The 13409-nt window shown below is 54.4% G+C and carries 17 protein-coding genes and 2 pseudogenes; 16 read left to right on the top strand and 3 right to left on the bottom strand.

The genetic code is table 11. From position 1 onward, the window contains the following. Positions 1-844: 844 nt before the first annotated feature. Positions 845-1039: pseudogene (locus QPL96_RS03045) on the top strand (transposase domain-containing protein); the annotation flags it as partial. 109 nt (positions 1040-1148) lie between these two features. After that, on the top strand, positions 1149-1760 hold the full coding sequence (locus QPL96_RS03040) for a hypothetical protein (protein WP_303285488.1): 612 nt from the start codon (positions 1149-1151) through the stop codon (positions 1758-1760). 189 nt (positions 1761-1949) lie between these two features. On the opposite strand, the gene QPL96_RS03035 is transcribed toward QPL96_RS03040, so the two are convergent. Beyond that, positions 1950-2648, bottom strand: a complete 699-nt coding sequence (locus tag QPL96_RS03035) for an MBL fold metallo-hydrolase (protein WP_303285487.1) — start codon at positions 2646-2648, stop codon at positions 1950-1952. A gap of 209 nt (positions 2649-2857) precedes the next feature. Next, positions 2858-3292 carry an Hg(II)-responsive transcriptional regulator gene (gene merR, locus QPL96_RS03030; RefSeq protein ID WP_303285485.1) on the bottom strand — a complete coding sequence of 145 codons (435 nt, stop codon included), beginning with the start codon at positions 3290-3292 and terminating at the stop codon, positions 2858-2860. 73 nt (positions 3293-3365) lie between these two features. Between merR and merT the strand changes: the two genes are divergently transcribed. The 13 genes and pseudogenes from merT to QPL96_RS02970 all read left to right on the top strand — a co-directional run bounded on the left by merT (position 3366) and on the right by QPL96_RS02970 (position 10599). Beyond that, the gene (gene merT, locus QPL96_RS03025; protein WP_303285483.1) at positions 3366-3716 is read left to right on the top strand and encodes a mercuric ion transporter MerT; all 351 of its coding nucleotides are present in this window, start codon (positions 3366-3368) and stop codon (positions 3714-3716) included. Between the two features lie 13 nt (positions 3717-3729). Then, positions 3730-4026, top strand: coding sequence for a mercury resistance system periplasmic binding protein MerP (gene merP, locus QPL96_RS03020; RefSeq protein WP_303285482.1), 297 nt, complete (start codon positions 3730-3732; stop codon positions 4024-4026). Positions 4027-4031: 5 nt separating this feature from the next. Further along, positions 4032-5435, top strand: a complete 1404-nt coding sequence (merA, locus tag QPL96_RS03015) for a mercury(II) reductase (RefSeq protein ID WP_303285481.1) — start codon at positions 4032-4034, stop codon at positions 5433-5435. A 111-nt stretch (positions 5436-5546) separates the two neighbouring features. Further along, a pseudogene (locus QPL96_RS03010) lies at positions 5547-5606 on the top strand (BrnA antitoxin family protein); the annotation flags it as partial. A 153-nt stretch (positions 5607-5759) separates the two neighbouring features. Continuing rightward, the gene (locus QPL96_RS03005; protein WP_058092928.1) at positions 5760-6002 is read left to right on the top strand and encodes a type II toxin-antitoxin system Phd/YefM family antitoxin; all 243 of its coding nucleotides are present in this window, start codon (positions 5760-5762) and stop codon (positions 6000-6002) included. Further along, the gene (locus QPL96_RS03000) at positions 5999-6262 is read left to right on the top strand and encodes a Txe/YoeB family addiction module toxin (RefSeq protein ID WP_303285479.1); all 264 of its coding nucleotides are present in this window, start codon (positions 5999-6001) and stop codon (positions 6260-6262) included. The genes QPL96_RS03005 and QPL96_RS03000 overlap by 4 nt, the downstream gene beginning before the upstream one ends. Beyond that, positions 6259-6519, top strand: coding sequence for a helix-turn-helix domain-containing protein (locus QPL96_RS19435; protein ID WP_368388903.1), 261 nt, complete (start codon positions 6259-6261; stop codon positions 6517-6519). Before QPL96_RS03000 ends, QPL96_RS19435 begins: the two co-directional genes overlap by 4 nt. A 242-nt stretch (positions 6520-6761) precedes the next feature. Next, positions 6762-6992 carry a type II toxin-antitoxin system VapB family antitoxin gene (gene vapB / locus QPL96_RS02995; RefSeq protein ID WP_303285478.1) on the top strand — a complete coding sequence of 77 codons (231 nt, stop codon included), beginning with the start codon at positions 6762-6764 and terminating at the stop codon, positions 6990-6992. After that, positions 6989-7399: a type II toxin-antitoxin system VapC family toxin gene (locus QPL96_RS02990; protein ID WP_303285477.1), complete on the top strand. Its 411-nt coding sequence runs from the start codon at positions 6989-6991 to the stop codon at positions 7397-7399. The genes vapB and QPL96_RS02990 overlap by 4 nt, the downstream gene beginning before the upstream one ends. A 423-nt stretch (positions 7400-7822) precedes the next feature. Further along, complete coding sequence (locus QPL96_RS02985; protein WP_303285476.1) at positions 7823-9202, top strand: O-antigen ligase; 1380 nt, start codon at positions 7823-7825, stop codon at positions 9200-9202. After that, on the top strand, positions 9199-9720 hold the full coding sequence (locus tag QPL96_RS02980) for a pilin (protein WP_303285475.1): 522 nt from the start codon (positions 9199-9201) through the stop codon (positions 9718-9720). Before QPL96_RS02985 ends, QPL96_RS02980 begins: the two co-directional genes overlap by 4 nt. A 159-nt stretch (positions 9721-9879) precedes the next feature. Next, complete coding sequence (locus QPL96_RS02975; RefSeq protein ID WP_303285474.1) at positions 9880-10152, top strand: type II toxin-antitoxin system Phd/YefM family antitoxin; 273 nt, start codon at positions 9880-9882, stop codon at positions 10150-10152. A 15-nt stretch (positions 10153-10167) separates the two neighbouring features. Beyond that, positions 10168-10599: a putative toxin-antitoxin system toxin component, PIN family gene (locus QPL96_RS02970; RefSeq protein WP_303285472.1), complete on the top strand. Its 432-nt coding sequence runs from the start codon at positions 10168-10170 to the stop codon at positions 10597-10599. 401 nt (positions 10600-11000) lie between these two features. Here QPL96_RS02970 and QPL96_RS02965 read toward each other — a convergent pair whose 3' ends face one another. Further along, positions 11001-12362 carry an MBL fold metallo-hydrolase gene (locus QPL96_RS02965; protein ID WP_303285470.1) on the bottom strand — a complete coding sequence of 454 codons (1362 nt, stop codon included), beginning with the start codon at positions 12360-12362 and terminating at the stop codon, positions 11001-11003. Positions 12363-12510: 148 nt separating this feature from the next. Here QPL96_RS02965 and cysQ point away from each other — a divergent pair, with 148 nt between their 5' ends. Next, positions 12511-13275, top strand: a complete 765-nt coding sequence (cysQ, locus tag QPL96_RS02960; RefSeq protein ID WP_303285468.1) for a 3'(2'),5'-bisphosphate nucleotidase CysQ — start codon at positions 12511-12513, stop codon at positions 13273-13275. Positions 13276-13409 lie beyond the last annotated feature (134 nt).

Raw genomic sequence — 13409 nt, 5'->3', positions numbered from 1 at the left:
TGCAGATTCTGCCTGCGTCTCTGCCGGCCCTGGAAATCAAACTGTGCCCCGGCAATTCGCCAGTTTCTCGATGGTGGGTACTAGGCAGTATAGCTGCTATCGGCCCTGCACTGTCTTCCGGCCTGGAAATTCCGGGACAGATGTGTTTCCGTACACGGCGTCAGATCGACCCACTTGCCTCAGCGGTACTGAACCACATCGGCTTTCTATCGTTTTGGCATGTCCACCTCTCAGAGGAATGGAAGGCCTCAAAACAGCAATGTCAGAAATCTATCCATGCCCAGTGTTGCAATCGATGAACCCGGATTTCTCTGCAGTAGCGCTCCGTAAAACGCTACTCCAGAGCCCTTGGCGCCCCGCAAACGAACCGACCGTTACGATGCCTTTTCAAGCACACGCTTCGGCGCGCTCATGGCCGCCACTGTTCAACCCGATTCGCATCGAAATTCACGCTCCACACGGTGCCATCGCTATCCACGGCAACCGCAATTTCAGTCTGGCCCGGTCCATCCGATTCGATCCCAAAGGAGGTCAGATAATCGCCTCCTGCCGTGAATTTCTGGATTCGGTCGTTGTAGAAGTCGGCAACAAACAGGTTGCCTTCAGGGCCGATCTCAATGGACGTGACTGTTGCAAACCAGCCCTTGAAAGGACCAAAAATATTGAGTCCGAATGTAACCGTTCATTCCAAGACGTTCTGCCACCCCGGTAAATCTTTCCCTACAGTAACCTCACGTTTCCCGACACGAGGTTACCCCCATGAGAAAGCATCGCACCCCGGAACAATGGCGAGCCCTGGTTGATCAGCAGCGTGACAGCGGCTTATCGGCCGTTCAGTGTTGACATCGCCACCTGCAAGCTGCACGACTTGAATCCGTACACCTACCTGGTGGATGTTCTGCAACGCATCAGCCAGCATCCGGCCAGTGAGGTGGCCGGCCTGACGCCACGACTCTGGAAGCTGCGGTTCGCCGACAGCCCACTACACTCGTTAATCGACCCGCGTCACCCTATCAGACAGGCTAAGCTGCTGGAATGAACGGTTACCAAGTGGCGCCCTGAATCCCGACCACTCGATAGTATTCAACTCAGTTCAGAGCGAATCGATGATTGACGCTATAACTCATTCCCTAAATGGAGAGAAAACCATGCGTACACGTAATTTTTTGGCTATGTCGGCAACCGCCTTACTGTTGGCAGGCTGTGCCAGTTCGAATACCGATCACACGCCAGCATTGACGTCTTCGGAGTTATCGGCCTCTGACTCAGGCTTGATCAAGAACGCACTGAGTGCAGCGCCCTCCGATGTCGCTAAACACGCCACAGTAAAAACAATGGATGGCAGGGTATTACGCAAGGGCAGCAACGGCTGGGTGTGTTTTCCGGACCACGCCGCGGAACCAGGAAATAGCCCCAGATGCCTTGATCCATCCTATCAAGGCTTTATGAAGGCTTACATGCAAAAGACCAAACCCGAAACCGACCGGGTCGGCTTCGGGTATATGTTGCAAGGCGGCAAACCAGGTAGCGATACCAATCCGCGCGCCCAGGGGCCGCAGGATAAGGGCGTGTGGCAATCAGACTCGCGCCCGCCTCATATTATGGTGGTGGTGCCCGATGCCAAGGTCCTGGAAGGACTGCCAACCGATTCAGGCGGGGCTGGCCCCTGGGTTATGTGGTCCGGCACACCGTATGCCCATATCATGATTCCGCTGGCAGGGAACGGGGATTTAAGCGAGATCCGATCAAATAAGGATTGACATCGACTGACGCCCGATCATTCGCCGCCAATTAGGCCTTGAATGTTTGCAGTCCAGTCCAGTGAATTCTTCCCATATAAGCTCACCCTCAATTCTCGTGGGTTTGTTTACCCAGGGTATGATCTAAGCCGGGCTCAGCATTCAATGCCGAACGCAGCTTCATCGGTCAACAATCCATGCTTACAAGCGTCACGGTTGTTTTCCGCAGGCTAGATTTGCAGGCACGGCAACATCCATCAGTTTGGGGTCGGGCAAGTTAAGATTATTCATGATCCGGGCGTACTCGGCTTCCGATTTGCCCGCCAGGCGAGGGTTGTAATGCTTCTCCTCGTAGATGGAAGAGCTCAGCATTCCTTTGTAGTCATGCGCTGGATACACCAACGTATCGTCAGGTAAGCGGAACAGCTTGTTAACGATAGAATCGTAGCTCTTGCGCGGGTCGCCGCCCTGAAAATCAGTCCGGCCACTACCTCGAATCAATAACACATCGCCGGTGAATACCGCCTGCTGGTCGCCCTGATTCCAGTAAAAACTAAAGGATTCATCGGTATGGCCCGGAGTGTAAATGGCTTCCAGCCGAATGCCGTCGATATCAATTCGATCACCTTCCGATACGTGCTCTGATACGCATTCCGCCTTAGTGAATTCACCCATGATGGTGATGCATTTGGTGGCGTCACGCAGATCACCAAGGGCGGTGACGTGGTCAGCATGAGTGTGGGTATCAATCGCCCGGACAAGCTTGAGATCAAGTTGATCAATTAACCCAAGATAGGTCTCCGTAGACTCTTTTACGGGGTCGATGATGAGCGCTTCTCGACCCCGACCGGACGCAATGAGATAGGTGTAGGTGCTGGATGTTTTGTCGAAGAACTGACGGAACAGCATGAATTTCAACCTTGTGAAAAAATGCAAAAGATATAAATATGTGATTAAACGTAATAATAGAAAAGGCGACTGTCAATCTCAGAGGGAGTGCGCGCCATGCCTAGTGTCTCGTCCTTCGGGAGGCACTGCTTTTTTGGGTTGCTGAGGTTAGCGTACCTCCCTTCAGCCATTAATTCCGTATACACGCCTTTCAAGGGCTGCCTTGCCCTTTAATGAGGTAAAAGCCGAATATTTTCAATCCCATCCTGGAGCGATGCAATTAACGGGCATTCAACATTCCCACGCTGAGTGCAGCATTCCTGTACTAGCCCGTCCAGCGCACGCTCGATACGCTGCAGGTTTGAAATTTTCTGCCGCACACTGGTTAGTTTTTGCTCGCCCAATGCCCGTGCTTCATCGCAATGGGTACCGTCCTGCAATGTCAGCAGTCCTCCGATTTCATCAAGACTGAATCCCAGCCATTGGGCGGTTCGAATGAAGTGAAGGCGTGCCAAGGCCTGGTCGTCGTAATGACGAATGCTCCCATAGGGTTTTTCAGGTTCTGCCACCAGTCCCCGCCGTTGGTAATAACGGATGGTTTCCACCCCGATACCGGCGGCCTTAGCCAGTACGCCGATAGTCATTGAGCGTGTTTTTTTGGACATAAAGGTTGATTCCGTAGCTGACTACGGGAGTAACCTTATCTCAGTCACCCATCTCATGAAAGGAGCCATCGTAATGTCAGAGTCCAAATCCGGTCGCGGTTCGCTGATTGCCGGGGGGGTTGCGGCCGTCCTGGCGTCTGCCTGCTGCCTCGGCCCCCTGGTGCTAATCACGCTGGGTATTTCCGGCGCCTGGATTGGCAACCTGGCCGCCCTGGAACCCTATCGGCCATGGTTCATCGGTGCGGCACTGGTGGCGATGGTCTTTGCCTGGCGCCAGATATACCGTCCCGCTGGGGCCTGCCAGCCAGGCGATGTCTGCGCGGTGCCGCAAGTGCGCACGGCCTACAAGGTCGTTTTCTGGATCGTCGCGCTGCTTATTCTGGTGGCGTTGGCTTTCCCTTATGTTTTACCCCTATTTTACTGAGAGGCACTACACCATGAAAAAATCACTGACTGCCACTGCGTTGTTGCTGTTTGTTAGCCTGCCGGCCCTGGCGGCGCAACAAACAGTCACCTTGTCTGTCCCAGGCATGACCTGTTCGGCCTGCCCGATAACCGTTAAAGCGGCTCTTAACCAGGTCGAGGGGGTGAGTTCTGTTGATGTCCGTTATGAAGAACGCGATGCCACGGTCACCTTCGACGATGCGAAAACCTCCGTTGAGGCGCTGACTCAAGCCACGACCAACGCGGGCTATCCGTCCACACTGAAACAGCCTCAGGCAAAACAGGAGTAACGTTTATGAGTGGCAACAAACTTCACATTGCCGTGATTGGCAGTGGCGGCAGTGCCATGGCCGCAGCCCTGAAAGCAACTGAACGCGGTGCCCGCGTGACACTGATTGAGCGCGGCACCATTGGCGGAACCTGCGTCAACATTGGCTGTGTGCCCTCCAAAATCATGATCCGGGCGGCTCACATCGCCCACCTTCGCCGGGAAAGCCCGTTTGATGGCGGCCTGAGCGCCCAGGCGCCGGTGGTGGATCGTCCGGCGCTACTGGCTCAGCAACAGGGGAGAGTGGAGGAACTGCGTGAGTCCAAGTACCAGAATATTCTCAATGACAATGCCGCGATTACCGTTCTCAGGGGTGAGGCGCGGTTCGTGGACGAGCGCACGCTGACGGTTACGCTCAACGCCGGCGGCGAGCAGACGGTGAGCTTTGACCGGGCCTTTATCGGCACCGGCGCCCGGCCCGCTGAACCACCCGTTCCGGGGCTGGCCGAGACGCCCTATCTAACGTCCACCAGTGCGCTGGAACTGGATCGCATTCCCGAGCGCCTGGTTGTAATCGGTGCCTCGGTGGTGGCCCTGGAACTGGCACAAGCCTTTGCCCGCCTCGGTAGCCAGGTCACCGTTCTGGCCCGCAGCCGGGTGCTGTCACAGGAAGACCCGGCGGTGGGTGAGGCGATGGAAGCGGCCTTCCGTCGCGAGGGTATTGAAGTGCTCAAGCAGACCCAGGCCAGCGAGATTGCTCACGACGGCCAACTGTTCACCCTGCAGACCAACGCCGGCATGTTGCAGGCGGAGCAACTGCTGGTGGCCAGTGGTCGCACACCCAATACTGAAAACCTGAACCTCGAAGCCATCGGCGTTGCCACCGAGGGCGGTGCGATCCAGATTGACAAACATCTTCAAACCACTGCGCCGGGCATCTACGCCGCTGGCGATTGCACCGACCAGCCCCAGTTTGTCTACGTGGCCGCCGCCGGTGGTAGCCGGGCGGCCATCAATATGACCGGCGGTGACGCCAGCCTCGATCTCAGCGCCATGCCCGAAGTGATTTTTACCGATCCGCAAGTTGCCACCGTCGGCCTGTCCGAGACAGACGCTGAGGCTCGGGGATATGCCACCGACAGCCGCATCCTGACCCTCGACAACGTGCCCCGGGCGCTGGTTAACTTCGATACCGGGGGCTTCATCAAGATCGTCGCGGAGCGTGAAAGCGGGCGATTACTGGGTGTTCAGGCCGTGGCAGGCGAGGCCGGTGAGCTGATCCAGACCGCCGTGATGGCGCTGCGTGCGCGCATGACCGTCAACGATATTGCCGACGAACTGTTCCCGTACCTGACCATGGTGGAAGGTCTAAAGTTGTGTGCCCAGACGTTCACCAAGGAGGTAAAACAATTGTCCTGCTGCGCGGGGTAGGGCAGAACCGCCGATGAATAACATGCGTGAGATCATGGAACGGCCAGGGCTGACCGGAGAGGTGGAGGCCGCGCTTCATGTGGCCCTGCTGCGCGAGCCTACGCCGCGAAGCTTAAGAAGCAGGTAACGATTAGGCTGGATGAGGATACAGTAGAGTATTTCAAGAGTTAGCCAGGCCAGACCAGACACGGCGACGCCTTTTTCGGTGCGGCTTTGCCTCCACTGCAAAGGCGCGCATGCTGGCAGCGCTGCAAAGCGTTCGTCTTGACGTACGTTCCAAAAGGCGTACACTTGATTAGAATTTAAACACACAAGAGGTGCGTCATGACGGGGATCACAGCAACTGAGGCGCGCAGCAACCTGTATCGGTTGATTGATGAAACTGCCGAGTCCCATCAGCCAATCGTCATTATGGGTAAGCGGAATAAAGCGGTCTTGGTATCCGAAGAAGATTGGTCTGCAATTCAGGAAACACTTTATCTGCTCTCCGTACCGGGTATGCGTGAATCTATTCGTGAGGGGATGGACACCCCTGTGGATGAGTGCGATGAGGAGCTGGACTGGTGACATGGAAGTTGGTTTACACCAAGCAAGCCCAGAAAGACGCAAAGAAGTTGGCCTCCAGCGGTCTCAAACCAAAAGCCCAGGAACTGTTAGCGCTTATAGCGGAAGATCCATACCGCAAGCCGCCTCCGTTTGAGAAACTCATTGGCGATCTTGCAGGAGCCTACTCACGCCGTATCAATATCCAGCATCGTCTGGTTTACCAAGTGCACGAAGACGAGCGGGTGGTGAAGGTTCTAAGGCTCTGGAGCCACTATGAATAATACATAATGATAAAGCTAAAAGAAGAGTTGAGGTTTCTGTTGGCGAATCTGTCCGGATTCTGCGTGAACTTCAGGGTATGAGTCAGAATGAGCTAGCTGCGGCTACTGGCATACCCCAGTCTACTATTTCGGCTATCGAAAATGATCGGGTGCGCCTGGGTGTTGAACGTGCAAAGGTCTTGGCTCGGGCTCTGCAATGCCATCCTGCCGTGCTTGTATTCCCAGGTTGGGATATTGAGCACGAATCCGCCGCATGATCTCTCGGACAGACCTAGGATGGACAGGCGCAGCTTGATCTCAAGGTGCAATCTCGGATGGATAGGCTCGGCTTAGCCTGACCTGATTCCCAAAGGCCCGGTGGTTTCGACCCCCGGGCCTTTGCTTTTTGTGGTGCGCCTATTCTGGGTTTATTGAACACTGCGGGGCCATGCATCTTGTTTGCATATGTATGGCATATGCACTACAGTAACTCTGTGATCCCTTAACTGGAGGTAAAAAGATGCGTACTGTTTCTATTTTCAAAAATGGTAAGAATCAGGCTATTCGGCTACCTGCTGATATGGCCTATGAAGGTGTTGGGGAGCTTGAGATTTTGCGGGAGGGGGACGTGATTACTCTTCGCCCTGTGAGGCCATCCTGGGCATCTCTGCTTGAGATGCCAAAAGCAACCCCCGAGTTTCTTCAGGAGCGCCCTGTGATCACCGGTGATGAAGGTAGATTTAATCTGTGACTACGTTCATGCTCGACACGTGTATCTGCTCCTTCATCATGCGAGAACACCCCGCAGCGGTCATCCAGCGATTAACTGCCGAGGTTGAGCAGGGCAACCAGATTGTCATTTCTGCCATCACCTATGCCGAAATGCGTTACGGCCAGATTGGCAAAAAGGCCTCAACCAAACACAAGGCGCTGGTTGATGAATTTGTTAAGCGAACTGATGCCGTTCTGCCCTGGGATCAGCGGGCAGTAGACGCGACAGTAAGTGTAATGCTGGAGCTTAGTAAAACAGGCACGCTCATTGGCCCCAACGATACGGCCATAGCAGGGCACGCAATCGCCACTGCTTGCACTTTGATAACAAACAACGTGCGTGAATTTGCCCGTGTTCCTGGTCTTATATACGCAGACTGGGTTTGACGCGAAATTCATCCTTTCATGGACATCATCCTTTCATGGACAGGCGCTGGAATACTCTGGAACAGGAGGTGGAACAGGCAGACAGGCACTGGAATACTGGAGCAAGTCGATGGACATGGATGCCGGAAAAGTTTGACCGGGTGGATGCTGAGATTGCTGAACTCTTTTAACCTCTGACGAGTTGGTGGTTCGTTATTCTGGTCCTGTTCGGAAAGTTTAGTCAGAATTCAGAATGAAGGAGTAGCGGATCGTTGATGGTCCTCCGCTGTTCTCTAATCCCTGTTCTCGGCCGCGCAAAAAATGAAAAACAAGTCTTCCCCGGTTTTGGTTCCGGTTTTCGCTCTGTTCTTTGGTTCAGTCCTATTTGCCGACTTTATTCCATCAGTTTTTGGTGCCTATGCGGATCAGCGGATTTTGCTCTCGTTGTTGTTGATTGCCGTGATTGCCCTGGGGCTTGGGAGGCTGTCATATAGGGGGCAACTGGCGTCTGCAGTGCAGGAGGTGTGGCCGTTTCTCTTGCTGGTGTTCAGCTTTCTACTTGCCATGCTGCAATATCCCTCCGGGCCTTTTTATCTGGTGGAGCCGGTGTTTTATGCGCTTTACTTTTTCGCATTTGGCATCAGTGGCTACGTTATCCGGACGGAGGGTCTGGCTCGGGAGGCCGCACAGGCGCTGGTAGTGGTGGCTGCGGTAGTTTGTTTCTTCTATGCAGCGATGACGATCACAGTTTATCTTTTTGCCATTACCGATGACTTCTCCCAGCTCGACCACATTATTCCGTGGGGCTTTGTGAATATCCGTTACTGGAGCCACATAGCGACTTGGCTGATACCGCTGTTTCCATTATTTCTTCTGGTTGTGCCCTGTAAACGAAACACGCTCTGGCGGATGGGTGCTGCGTTTACGGGGGCTGTATGGTGGTGGATGCTGTTTCTGTCATCGTCCCGCGGTTCCATGATTGGCTTGCTTATTGGTTTTGTTTTGGTGTGGGCCTGCTTTGGAAGAGCGGCACTGCCTTGGGTAAGGTTGTTCGCCCGATTTGCGGTTTACGGGTTGGTCGCCTGGCTCATCCTGTCAGTGGTTATTCCCAGCCTCGTGTTTGATGAGATTCAGGTTCGTGGGCTCAAGGCAGACAGCTCCGGGCGTATGCCCTTATGGCAAGAAGCCTGGGCTATGAGTTTGCAGTACGTCCCGTTCGGCATGGGGCCCCAATCGTGGCTGACTCATGACATTCTGACAGATGCTTACCGGGCATCCCCGAAGTTAGGGCACCCTCACAACATGTACCTGATGTGGGCGGCGGAGTACGGGTGGATTTCCATAGTGGGCCTGGTCATCCTGTGTGGTTTTGCGTTGCGACATTTGTGGCGTCAGATTGCAGTGGTTCGGGCCAGGCAGGCCCATAATGGTCTATTGTTGGTGGCGTTCACGGCCTCGGTGCTGTCCGCTCTGGTTCACGCCGGCGTGTCGGCGGTGTTCATCGCACCAGGGTCCATGTTGGTGGGGTTGCCAATACTTGCGGTTTTTTGGGCACTCATGAAACCGGAACCTGCGCAACGAACAATGACTGCCTCTGTCAGCCAGTCAAGGCTCCCGAGAATGGCTGGATACGCCCTTATCATGGTGTTTCTCGTCGCCAGTACGGTTTGGTTCCGTGAAGTGCTCAGATACCAGCAGGCGATGGCTGACGATCTTGATTATTACCAGAACGAAGTCTCACTCGGCCACCTTCCCCGGTTCTGGTTTCACGGGTATTTCCCGAGGCATCCCAGCCAGATGCCGCCTCAAAATAATGGGTTATGAGTGATACGCTTAATCTGGCCGGCCTTTTGCATCAGTCAAGACAATCGATATCTCAATCCTGGTGCAATTTTATTATGCAACGAAAAAACGGCGGCTTTACCCTGATTGAACTTATGATCGTCGTCGCCATCATCGGCATACTGGCCGCCGTCGCGATACCCTCCTATCAGGGTTATGTGTCGAAATCCCAGGTAAATAGGGCTGTCGGAGAACTTTCGACCTACAAAACGTCCTTTGAATCCCAAGTGTCCGGTTCTGGTTCCGTTACGAATAATGCGCTGGGGTATACCCCCTCAAACCTCACCACGGGGGATGCCGCCACAGATATCGCTGTAGTTAACGCTGACGGTTCTGGTCACATTCAGGTGACCATGGGGGGCAATGCCCACCCAAACCTGGCGGGTGTTTTAATCAGATTTGAGCGCAGCGCTGGCGGCATCTGGCGGTGCGAGATTGATCCGAGTGCTGCCCCTCGCTGGAAGGACGCTTTCAGCCCTGACTCTTGTGTCGTGATTTAAATCGAGTGGAGTGTATGTGTTGCTTGGGCAGGCACAACATTGCTTTGTCAAGCCCTGGTCGGCAATCCTCACTTTCCGTCTGTGAGCGCCCGTGGCAAAAAAGCTTTACACCATTCCAGTATGCTATGATCAATACGATCAATATGGTTGGAGGCGTTCATGATCACAGAAACCAGCGCAGTGAAGTTCCGGCAGAATCTTGGTGAGATGATTAATCAGGTACAGTACCGGCACGACAGCATCCTGATTAAGAAAGACGGTAAGCCGGTGGCAGCCTTGGTGGATGCCCGCTTGTTTGGCCGAATCCGAAAAATGGAACAACGCTTTGAGGCGCTTAGTTCGCGATTGGAGAAAGGTTTTTCAGGTGTGCCTCAGGAAGATGGCATGAGAGAAATTGAAAGTGTGATCGCTGAAGATCGCTCCGGAAATTAATGAAAGGCACCAGGGATGGCGTTGATTCAGGCAGTTATTGACACCAACGTAATCATATCGGGCATGGCGTATCCGGCGAGCGTGCCAGGGAAAATCATACAGGCCTGGCGCAGCGGGGCAGTGGATGTGTATCTCTCCGAGTATATTTTGGATGAAATTCGCAGGGTATTACCGAGGCTGCAACACCGGCATGGCATGTCTGAGGCAGAAATAGACGACCTCGTGGACATCCTCGGGCTGCTGGCTGAAGTCATTGAGCCAGCGGCGCTGCCACTGGAATCCGTGAGAGACATCAAAGATACCCCGGTACTCGGAACCCTGATAAGCGGGATACAGACACACTCGGTAGATTACCTGATAACCGGTGATAAAGACCTGCTTGAGTTAAAGGAACATTATCCGGTGATAACCCCCGCTGAATTCTGGTCGAAACACGGTGGCCTATAGGCCTGCAGAATAGATCTTGTTTGTGATTGCGCAGAGTTTGGAAGAGCTGCTCCAGTAATAGCTTGCGATCATGGACAGGCACGATAGCTATTCTGGACAGGCGCGATAGCTTTCCTTGTCCGGGGCGCCCGCGTATTGATAAACGCCCTGGCTTAGTTCCGGGAGCAAGGCCCGAAAAGCTGCCGAGGAATGAAGGCGTCCGGTTTTGGCGGAGTTGGAGGCAAGTAGCCACCGCTCCAATCATTGTAGAGGTTGCATGAAAATATCCGCGCTTTGTTATGTTTAGTGTAACAAAGCGATGAGTTACGTGAATACGTGAGGCGGGTGGGCATGAAAACGGGGTCTGAAAACGGGGTCAGATGAAAAGTTCATCTGACCCCAAGGCCGACTCCAAGGCCGCGCTAAACCTCCACTTCCTCAAACAACTCCGGCACCTCGGCCTCCCAGCCAAATTTCTCCCGAATCCGTTTGCGCATCACGTCACTCGCCACTGCCTCCCCGTGAGTGACGTACACCTTCTCCGGTTTAAGTGAGCCTTGCTCCAGCCAGGCCAGAATCTCCTTGTAATCCCCGTGCGCGGAAAGCGAATCTAGATTATGAATTTCGGCCTTAACCGGCCAATATTCGCCATGAATCTTCACCGATTCCGCACCATTCACCAGCGCATCGCCCCGGGTACCCGGGGCCTGGAAGCCGGCAAAAACGATGCTGTTTCGCGGATTGGGCAGTAAGGTCTTCAGGTGGTGCAGCACCCGCCCGCCACTGGCCATGCCGCTGGCGGATATAATCACGCAGGGGTAACGAACAGAGTCCAGCTTAATGGATTCTTCCACCGTACGGACAAACTCAGTTTTCTCGTCCATCTGTTCGCATTGGGCGGCGTTGAGCTTGTGTTCCTTGTGATGCCTGGAGAAAATCTCTGTTGCCTTGATGGCCATGGGGCTATTCAGGAATACCGGCAGTTTGGGAATCCTGTCATCACCCATAATCTTGTGAATCGCATAAAGCAGCATCTGCGCCCGCCCAACCGCAAACGCCGGTATAAGTACAATGCCACCCCGGCCAGCCGTCCGCGTGATGATCTTCGCCAGTTCCGCCTCAGGATCGGTCTCGCCATGAACCCGGTCGCCATAGGTGGATTCACACACCAGCACATCCGCTTTTTGCAGCGGCTCCGGCGGCCGCATGATCATGTCGTTCTGCCGGCCTACATCACCACTGAATACAATCGTCCGGCCATCGCCTTCATGGTGAACGTGCACGCAGGAAGAGCCGAGAATATGCCCGGCCGGTGTGAAGGTTACCTGGAACCCTCTCACCGGCTCGAACGTCTCGTGATAGTGCAGGGATTCAAAATGCTTGAGGGCTTCCCAGGCGTCCTTCTCGGTAAACAACGGCTCCGGTTTCTCGTGCTTCGAGAACTTCTTGCGGAAGGCGTATTTCGCGTCCTCTTCCTGCAGGAAGCCGGCATCCGGCAGCAGAACCTTGCACAGCTCATGGGTGGCCTTGGTGCAGTACACCTTGCCCTTGAAGCCGTTTTTCACCAAAGCCGGCAGATAACCCGAGTGGTCAATATGAGCGTGCGTAAGCACCACCGCATCAATGGTGGACGGATCCACCGGAAACTTCGCCCAGTTGCGCCGCCGCAGGGTTTTCACCCCCTGGTACATACCGCAGTCCACCAGCACCCGGTGCTTGTCATCCGAGAGCAGATAGCGAGAGCCGGTAACCGTTCCTGTGCCGCCAAGGAAGCGAAGTTTCATATCTGATTCCTTCTTTCGGGTGAATCCGGGGCCAGAAGAACGCTTTCTTCTGACCCCTTTTTTTAGATGATACTATGGGCTTATAAAAATGGGGTCAGATGAACATTTCATCTGACCCCAAATTGACCTGAAGCAGGAAGCGAATCACATGCATTACAGCTCGATCCTCCCGGATGTCATTAAAGTGGCCGACGAGGCCAGCGAGAGAGTGCTGCAAATCTACCAGTCGGACTTCAAAGTGAGCTACAAAACCGACGATTCGCCCATCACGGCTGCAGACACTGCCGCCCATGACATCATCACCCACGGCCTGCGCAACATCAGCCGGGATATCCCCATCCTCTCCGAGGAAGGCAAGGATATTCCCTGGGAAGAGCGCAAACACTGGCGCCGGTTCTGGCTGGTGGACCCCATCGACGGTACCAGGGATTTCACCCAGCGCAATGGTGAATTCACCGTTAACATCGCCATGATCGAAGACGGCGAGCCGGTGATGGGGGTGGTGATTGCACCGGCTCTTAAAGAAGCTTACTGGGGCGTAACAGGCGAGGGTGCCTACATGCGTGATCGCACCGGCAGAGTTCGCCGTATCCGTGTTGCCGAGCCCAAGGCCGTAAAGCGCGTGGTGGCCAGCAAAAACCACCTCAACGAAGAAACCAGAGCTTTCATCGAAACGCTCGGCGAGCACGAGCTGGTGCAGGCCGGCAGCTCCCTCAAGTTCTGCAAAATCGCCGAAGGCCATGCGGATATCTATCCCCGGCTGGGGCCGACCTGCGAGTGGGATACCGGCGCAGCTCATGCCGTGTTGTCGGCAGCAGGTGGTAAGGTGGAAACGCTGGAGCGTGAGCCCTTGCGATATGGTAAGGAAGATGTCCTGAATCCATATTTCGTCGCATCCGGCGATTGGTATTGAAAAATCAAGAGGGCAGACCCCATTGATGCCTATGGCGTTTGATATAGAGCTTTCATCTTTGGCAATAATTGTCAAAAGCGGTTGGAGAGCGAGATGACTGTGGCTACAGTGAATGTTTCATTGCCAGAACCGAT

It is taken from the genome of Marinobacter sp. SS8-8, from assembly GCF_030540945.1.
Classification (GTDB): Bacteria; Pseudomonadota; Gammaproteobacteria; order Pseudomonadales; family Oleiphilaceae; genus Marinobacter.
The sequence above is the reverse complement of the archived record's forward strand: the minus strand, read 5'-3'. Positions and strand labels throughout refer to the sequence as shown.

Coding starts and splice junctions, on each gene's coding strand:
- merR (WP_303285485.1), bottom strand. CDS start 3,292: ATGTCCAAAAAAACACGCTCAATGACTATCGGCGTACTGGCTAAGGCC.
- merA (WP_303285481.1), top strand. CDS start 4,032: ATGAGTGGCAACAAACTTCACATTGCCGTGATTGGCAGTGGCGGCAGT.
- merT (WP_303285483.1), top strand. CDS start 3,366: ATGTCAGAGTCCAAATCCGGTCGCGGTTCGCTGATTGCCGGGGGGGTT.
- cysQ (WP_303285468.1), top strand. CDS start 12,511: ATGCATTACAGCTCGATCCTCCCGGATGTCATTAAAGTGGCCGACGAG.
- QPL96_RS02980 (WP_303285475.1), top strand. CDS start 9,199: ATGAGTGATACGCTTAATCTGGCCGGCCTTTTGCATCAGTCAAGACAA.
- QPL96_RS02965 (WP_303285470.1), bottom strand. CDS start 12,362: ATGAAACTTCGCTTCCTTGGCGGCACAGGAACGGTTACCGGCTCTCGC.
- QPL96_RS03005 (WP_058092928.1), top strand. CDS start 5,760: ATGACGGGGATCACAGCAACTGAGGCGCGCAGCAACCTGTATCGGTTG.
- vapB (WP_303285478.1), top strand. CDS start 6,762: ATGCGTACTGTTTCTATTTTCAAAAATGGTAAGAATCAGGCTATTCGG.
- QPL96_RS02975 (WP_303285474.1), top strand. CDS start 9,880: ATGATCACAGAAACCAGCGCAGTGAAGTTCCGGCAGAATCTTGGTGAG.
- QPL96_RS03040 (WP_303285488.1), top strand. CDS start 1,149: ATGCGTACACGTAATTTTTTGGCTATGTCGGCAACCGCCTTACTGTTG.
- QPL96_RS02970 (WP_303285472.1), top strand. CDS start 10,168: ATGGCGTTGATTCAGGCAGTTATTGACACCAACGTAATCATATCGGGC.
- merP (WP_303285482.1), top strand. CDS start 3,730: ATGAAAAAATCACTGACTGCCACTGCGTTGTTGCTGTTTGTTAGCCTG.
- QPL96_RS03035 (WP_303285487.1), bottom strand. CDS start 2,648: ATGCTGTTCCGTCAGTTCTTCGACAAAACATCCAGCACCTACACCTAT.